This window comes from Hymenobacter profundi, assembly GCF_019334315.1.
GTDB lineage: Bacteria > Bacteroidota > Bacteroidia > Cytophagales > Hymenobacteraceae > Hymenobacter > Hymenobacter profundi.
Map to the genome: position 1 here is coordinate 1 of NZ_JAHWGL010000160.1, position 6,342 is coordinate 6,342.

Here is a 6,342-nt window from a genome sequence, read left to right on the forward strand (position 1 = left end):
TTCAACCCTGGGACGTTAAGGTACCCGTGCCATCCTCTCTAACATTTCCATTTCCTGCCAGTAGTCTTGTTCTTGATGATGTTTTTCCTGGTTTCGGATATAATTACGTACTCTTTCTACATGCGACGGGCTCACGGAAAAAGCACCGTACCCATTCTGCCACGCAAATACGTGCTCCGTTAGCTGGTGCTCATTCACCCAACGGGCGCTTTTCCCTTTCAATTGCTGCATAGTCAGGTCGAGCCGATCTGTGGTGCGTAACGCCAGCAAACAATGCACGTGGTCATACACACCGTTTAGAAAATCCAGTCGAATGTTTTCGGCTTCGGCAATGGTGCGCAACTGAGAAAATAAAGGTGGTTTCAACGCTGACGTGAGCCACGGCTGCCGGTTTTTGGTAGCCCACGTTACATGTACCCACAAGGATTGGAAGACGTGGCTCATGGTATTTAGTCATTTTCCTATTTCCAAGGGTTGAAACCCTGGGCTAAGCAGCGGTTCTGTATTGCAGCCTCTCCTATTCCGCTCCGTAGCCCAGGGTTTCAACCCTGGGACACCCGCGCACCCGCGTTACACCACCTTCACCTTCTCCTCAAACCCCTTCTCCGTCACGTCATAGAACAGCGCCAGTAGCTTACGGAAATTATCCGGCTCGGCATTGCTCTTGGAAGCGTCATTGAGTTTGTTGAGGAAATAGTTATGACTGAGACCTTTGTTAAAGAACTCGTTCCATTTCTTCTCCACGGGTTTGCCGAGAATCATGGCGTTGAAGTCGTCGGTGCTGAGGTCGAAGGGGCGGAAGGCGCGACGGTTTTGGGCCAGTTCCTTTAGCCACTCGTCTACCCCGATCTCGGGGCTGTGCAGGAAGGTGTTCAGTTCCTTGAAGATGGGCTCGTTGCGCAGAGCGTAGTCCAGGTTCAGGGTATCGAAGTAGGGCGCCTTATCGGTGGGCAGGTGCTGCTTGTGGTAACGCGAGAAGTAGAGCAGCTGCGTGAGGCGCTCGGCCACGATTTCGCGGGTTTCCGTGGGTAGGTGCGCAAACTGAATTTCAGGCGCGTCGCTTTCTAGACCGTACTCGTGGAAGTGCGGACCGGAGCGCAGCTCCGCCGTAGGGTAGCGCATGAAGTCCACAATACTCAGGGCTGCCAACAGCTCAATGAGGTGGGCTTTGTTGCGCTGCTGCGTGCCACCGGGCTGGTTTTCGTAGGGCGTGTCGGGTGTATCAGCGAGGTAGTAGAGGGCGTCGAGGCCTTGCAGGTTGTGCTCGTAGTAGCTGAGCGCCGCCTTGGTCTTCGTCAGGAAGTTGTTCGACTCGATGATGGCATTATCCTCCGATTGCAGGGCGAAGTAGGGCATCACCGTTACGGCGCCGGTGGGCGCGTCGCGCAGGTAGCGGGCGTTGCTGAGGCGCGTGTTGTTGTCCTTCAGGTTTTTAAGCAGCAGCGGGAAGCCTGCCGCGCCCGTGCCACCGAAGATGCTCGACACAAAAAACACCCGGTCGCCCTCCTGGAAGTTATCGGCGAAGTAGCGCAGCTCCGGCGACTCCACCACCTTGTTCAGCACCACCGAGCCCACGTTGGGCGAGCCGCGGAAGCCAATGGTAAGCGGACTCTCCAGGTTGTCCTGGGTGAACAGCAGCTCCACCAGCGCCTTCGAATCGACGGACAACTGGTCGTAGTGCAAATACTGCCGGAAGCTCTGGTTGATGCCGCCGAAGTCGAACACAAACGTGTCCTTCACCGACCCGTTCACGTCCTGCGAAATACTACTCAGCGTGCTGATGTTGGTGCGAAAAAACCCTTCGTCGCGCTGGCCCAGGCTGTTGTAGATCTGCTGGTAGCTTTTGAGCAGCGCCACCGTACGGTTCATATCGCCGTTGTGCGCGTCGGGGTCGATGATGATGGGCACCACCCGGTCGCAGTTGGGCAGCTCTACGCCCGCCGCCAGCAACATCGTGAGCGAGCGAATGACGCGGGAGCCCGTGCCGCCAATACCGAATAAAAAGAGTTTAGCCATAAGGATGAAAGTCGTTGAACGAAGCTCCCCTCCTTCGCTAAGGAGGGGATGTTGCCGCGTCGGCAGCAACTGGGGTGGTTGGCGTCGTTGCTGATGTTGTTTAGTTGTTTCCTCTGTCATCCTGAGCTTGCGAAGGACCTTCTCACGTCAGGTTTGTCAGTGAACGACAATCGTTCTTACTTGAAAAGGTCCTTCGCAAGCTCAGGATGACAGAGGAAACAACGATTGAACTACCCCAAACTCTTCCTTAAAAAAAGGAGGGAAGCTAGTTTGCTAGCTTTTCAGTTTTTACCTTCTAAAACGGTGTCGTACTCGCGTTGCGCGAGCCGCCTTTCAGAATAACAGAGAACAAGAAAAACCACAGCAGTCCGTAGAACGCGTTGAACGTGGCCAACCAATATATATAAGAGTGCGAGGCCACCGCCTGCGCATTGGTTTGCCAGATGACTACCCCAAACGCAATCAGCGCATTCAGGATGAGGAACAGTGCCCAGTTGCCAGTTTTGTTGAAGGTGGCTACACCCATCGCGCGGTTGATGAGGTAATAGAAAATCAGCACCAGCGCTAAGGATACGCCGATAGTGACCAGACCAACGTTAGGGAAAATTACGTCGCGGTAGACAGGGATTTCCGAGGACGGCTGCGGCGTGCCGATAAGCTCGTAGAGAAAGCGGAAGAGACTTTTCATAGGGTAGCGCGAAGCGGATACCGCGCGTTTTGTTAGGCTATGTACGGATAAAAGCTGCGCAAGCGATGCACGAAGCTAGAGGCTATGTTCTACTCGCCCGGTTGCAAGGTGAACGGAATCGTGAAGACGGGCGCTTCGTCTTGCTCGTCGCTCGTCACGGCGGCTACGCCGTCGAGGAGGCTGCTGAGGGCGAAGGTTTTAGCGCCTACCTGGTTGATATTGCTGTCGTTGCGGGTAGTCCACTGTCCTACCCAGGCTGGGCGGCGGTGGTTAAGCAGGAGCTGCAACGGCCGGGCGGCACGGGGCTGCCGCGTGAGGCGCACCTTCACGAAGTGCGAGTATTGGCTTTCGGGGCCACTACTGTTTTGCGTCTGCGCGTTGGCGGCAAATACATCGGCAACTTTCGCGTCGGTGTCCTGACCTGTGAGTTGCAGGTTTTGCTTGAGGTAGGCCACATTGCGGTAGGCGGCGGGTAGGGTTTTCAAGTCTAAGCCCACCACAAACTCCACGGGCTGCGTGGCCGAGGCTTCCTGCACGGCCACCGTGTGGTAGGTAGCGCCAGCGGCGCGCTTGCTGGCGCCCGCATCACCATAGTACCAAGCGCCTTTATTCTGAAAGCGGCTGAGTAGGGACGACGGCGGCGTAGGGTACGTCACCCCGAAATGCGCCTGCTGCCCCGGCTGCTTTGTAAGCAGCGCCGCATCAAACTGCCGCACGGCATCGGCCGGACCCATCACCCAGATGTAGTACGGAATCGGCGTGTCGCAGCAATTGTTGATGCGCTTGGCACCGGTTTTCAGCGCGGGGTAGAATGCCCCTTTGAAATCAGAAGTGAAACCGTAGACCGATACGGCTAGGTCTGGGCGGCCGGTGCTGTTTAGGGCGTCGGTGATGTCAGTTTTGACGTAGGCCTGGTCTCCGGTGCGGGGCGGGGCGTAGATGAAGTCCGAAATCAGCACACTCACGGCGCCGGGCTGGTAGTAATGGCTTACCAGCGTATCCAGAATGGCCGGGATGCTGGTGCTGCTGGCGGCCTCCCGAATGCCGCCACGCACAGTCTGGGAAAGCTGCTGGTAGGAGTCGCGGTAGGGCTTCTCCTTAATGCGATAAAACGTCTTCTGCCGCACCGCCGAGCTGCGGTTCAAGTCCGATAAAAACTGCGCCACGTGCTGCTGAAACTGCGTATTCTGCGCGTCGGCGCCGGTTTTGGGCATGAAGCCTTCCATCGAGCCCGATACTTCCAGAAACACGTTGGCTTGCGTCAGCGGCTGGGTAGGGGCCGCTGCTGCTGTTTCCGCCGCAGCCGGTGTTTTGGTAGTAGCAGGCTTTTCAACAGCCGCGGCCGTTTCGGCGGTGCCGGTTTCGCCTTTCATGTCCTCGCGGGAGTAGCAACCCGAAAGCAGTACGGTGGCGGCCACTAGTGCCGGTAGAAAGCGGGAGGAGAGAGTCAGGTGCATCGAACCAAGGTAAAGACTGTCGGCCGAAGCCGCAACCTTGCGTACTGTCGCGCAAGGCGGCAGGTTGTGTAGGAACGATGGGATATTAGGAAAATTTTATACTCGAAGCGAAATTAACAGACTAACTATAGTCTATTTCCGTGTTGTCGCCAATATTCAGGCTATGATTTAGGCCACGGAATGACGAGTCGCTGCCCACGATGCAGTCGTGCATTACGGCTTGACGCAACTCGCTGTAGGAGCCGATAATGGAGTCACTAAGAACGGTATGCTGAATGATGGTTTTGTCGCCGATAGCCACGTTGGGGCCGATGATGGAGTTGGAAATCTGGCAGTCCTTGCCAATGCTAACGGGCGGAATGATGATGGTATTGGCAAACTCGGGGTACTCGCGGCGGCGCATGGCATCGGGGCGACGCAGCAGGCGGGCATTGGCTTCCAGCAGGGTTTCCTTACGGCCGCAGTCAAACCAACTGTCTACCGTAACGGTCATCATCTCTTCGCCCTGTTGAATCATCAGCATGAGTGCATCGGTGAGCTGAAATTCATCGTAGGTGCGCAGGTTTTCGTCGATCAGGCGCTCTAGGGCCCCGGCCAACACTTCGGGGTGCGCCAGTTTGTAGAGCCCTACCATGGCGTAGTTCGATTTTGGGATGCGGGGCTTTTCCACCACCTTCAGCACGCGGCCGCCGGGACCGGTTTCTACCAGGCCAAACATGGAGGGCGTTTTCACTTCCTGCACGGCCAGGATAGAGCCGGATGTTTCCAAAATCGCCTTTAGGTCGACGTCTACAATGGTGTCGCCAAGCAGAATCAGCACGCCATCTTCATCGTGGCGGAACTGCTCGCGGGCCAGCCAAAGAGCATGCGCAATGCCTTCGCGGGGGTCTTGCACCACAAACTCGGCGCGCAGCGCGGGGTAGTGGCGGCGCACGTAGCGCTTTATTTTTTCGCCCAGGTAGCCAATCACAAACACAAACTCTTCGACGCCGGCGGCCACTACTCGGTCAATAATATGCCCCAGAATGGGCGTACCGGCCACGGGTACCAGCGACTTAGGCTGGGTGTGCGTGTGCGGACGGAGGCGCGAACCAATACCAGCAACAGGAATTATGGCTTTCATGCAAAGGGGAAAAAGCGTACGATTTGCAAAGTAGCAAACCCAGCGGTAGCACGATGCGGCAACTGCTATGGGCCGAATGCGTACGTTGCACCAACTTATGGCTCGTTAGGCAAACCGCCACCCCTAGCCTCAGGTTTTACGTTTCAGTCTTCTCTCCTTTTTTCATCCTTACTCCCTACTCTCTATGAAACGCCTTTTAGTTTACTTTTTTGGCTTGGTCGTGCTGCTCTCGCAGTCGTCGTGCGGCTATAACACGATGGTTGAGAAAGACCAGGCCGTGAAAACACAGTGGGCCCAGGTGCAGAACAGCTACCAGCGCCGCGCCGACCTGATTCCGAACCTGGTGAACACCGTGAAAGGTGCCGCCAACTTCGAGAAATCAACTCTGACCGACGTGATAAACGCCCGTGCCAAAGCCACTAGCGTGCAAGTATCGGCTGATAATCTCACTCCTGAGAAGATAAAGCAGTTCCAAGAGGCCCAAAGCCAGGTAAGCGCCGGACTGGGCCGCCTGCTGGCTGTATCGGAAAACTACCCCGATCTGAAAGCCAACGCCAACTTCCAGGAGCTACAAGCGCAGATTGAGGGTACTGAAAACCGCATCAACGTGGAGCGCAACAAGTTCAATACTGTGACGCAGGACTACAATACCTACATCCGCTCCTTCCCGCAGAACCTGTTTGCGGGGCTATTTAAGTTCAGCGAGAAGCCGTACTTTGAGGCAGATGCTGCTTCGCAGAAAGCGCCTACCGTTCAGTTTTAAAAGTAAGCTGATGGCTGTTGGGTGTTAGCTTAATTCCGATTGGAAAAGCTATCAGCTAACAGCCATCAGCTAACAGCTTATTTATGACTACCCCACTCACCGCGGAGCAGGAAGCCAGCCTGATTGCCGCCATTCAACAGGCCGAGCTTACTACCTCGGGCGAAATTCGGGTACATCTGGAAGACACCTGCCCTACTCCCGAGCCACTGGATCGGGCCGCGCAGGTGTTTGCCGAGCTGGGCATGCACAAAACGGCTCAGCGCAACGGCGTACTGTTTTATCTGGCCTGGCAAAC

The 6,342-nt window shown here is 56.0% G+C and carries 7 protein-coding genes; 2 read left to right on the forward strand and 5 right to left on the reverse strand.

What is annotated here, in order from left to right; translation table 11 throughout:
• Positions 1–15: 15 nt before the first annotated feature.
• From tnpA to KYK14_RS21165, 5 genes are all read right to left on the reverse strand, one after another.
• Positions 16–444 carry an IS200/IS605 family transposase gene (tnpA, locus tag KYK14_RS21145; RefSeq protein ID WP_219161665.1) on the reverse strand — a complete coding sequence of 143 codons (429 nt, stop codon included), beginning with the start codon at positions 442–444 and terminating at the stop codon, positions 16–18.
• Between the two features lie 126 nt (positions 445–570).
• Positions 571–2,016 (reverse strand): hypothetical protein, encoded by a 1,446-nt coding sequence (locus tag KYK14_RS21150; RefSeq protein ID WP_219161666.1) that lies wholly within the window; start codon positions 2,014–2,016, stop codon positions 571–573.
• 295 nt (positions 2,017–2,311) lie between these two features.
• Positions 2,312–2,704, reverse strand: coding sequence for a hypothetical protein (locus tag KYK14_RS21155; protein WP_219161667.1), 393 nt, complete (start codon positions 2,702–2,704; stop codon positions 2,312–2,314).
• An 89-nt stretch (positions 2,705–2,793) separates the two neighbouring features.
• The gene (locus KYK14_RS21160) at positions 2,794–4,161 is read right to left on the reverse strand and encodes a hypothetical protein (protein WP_219161668.1); all 1,368 of its coding nucleotides are present in this window, start codon (positions 4,159–4,161) and stop codon (positions 2,794–2,796) included.
• Between the two features lie 121 nt (positions 4,162–4,282).
• Complete coding sequence (locus tag KYK14_RS21165) at positions 4,283–5,284, reverse strand: sugar phosphate nucleotidyltransferase (RefSeq protein WP_185282202.1); 1,002 nt, start codon at positions 5,282–5,284, stop codon at positions 4,283–4,285.
• A 184-nt stretch (positions 5,285–5,468) separates the two neighbouring features.
• Between KYK14_RS21165 and KYK14_RS21170 the strand changes: the two genes are divergently transcribed.
• Both KYK14_RS21170 and KYK14_RS21175 read left to right on the forward strand, forming a co-directional pair.
• The gene (locus KYK14_RS21170; protein ID WP_187318606.1) at positions 5,469–6,047 is read left to right on the forward strand and encodes a LemA family protein; all 579 of its coding nucleotides are present in this window, start codon (positions 5,469–5,471) and stop codon (positions 6,045–6,047) included.
• A gap of 83 nt (positions 6,048–6,130) precedes the next feature.
• On the forward strand, positions 6,131–6,342 hold a 212-nt coding region (locus tag KYK14_RS21175), incomplete at its 3' end, for a TPM domain-containing protein (protein WP_219161669.1).

Bases quoted from the DNA above. Each gene is read 5' to 3' on its own strand.
- KYK14_RS21165 (WP_185282202.1), bottom strand. From the start codon at position 5,284: ATGAAAGCCATAATTCCTGTTGCTGGTATTGGTTCGCGCCTCCGTCCG.
- KYK14_RS21170 (WP_187318606.1), top strand. From the start codon at position 5,469: ATGAAACGCCTTTTAGTTTACTTTTTTGGCTTGGTCGTGCTGCTCTCG.
- KYK14_RS21155 (WP_219161667.1), bottom strand. From the start codon at position 2,704: ATGAAAAGTCTCTTCCGCTTTCTCTACGAGCTTATCGGCACGCCGCAG.
- KYK14_RS21150 (WP_219161666.1), bottom strand. From the start codon at position 2,016: ATGGCTAAACTCTTTTTATTCGGTATTGGCGGCACGGGCTCCCGCGTC.
- KYK14_RS21160 (WP_219161668.1), bottom strand. From the start codon at position 4,161: ATGCACCTGACTCTCTCCTCCCGCTTTCTACCGGCACTAGTGGCCGCC.
- tnpA (WP_219161665.1), bottom strand. From the start codon at position 444: ATGAGCCACGTCTTCCAATCCTTGTGGGTACATGTAACGTGGGCTACC.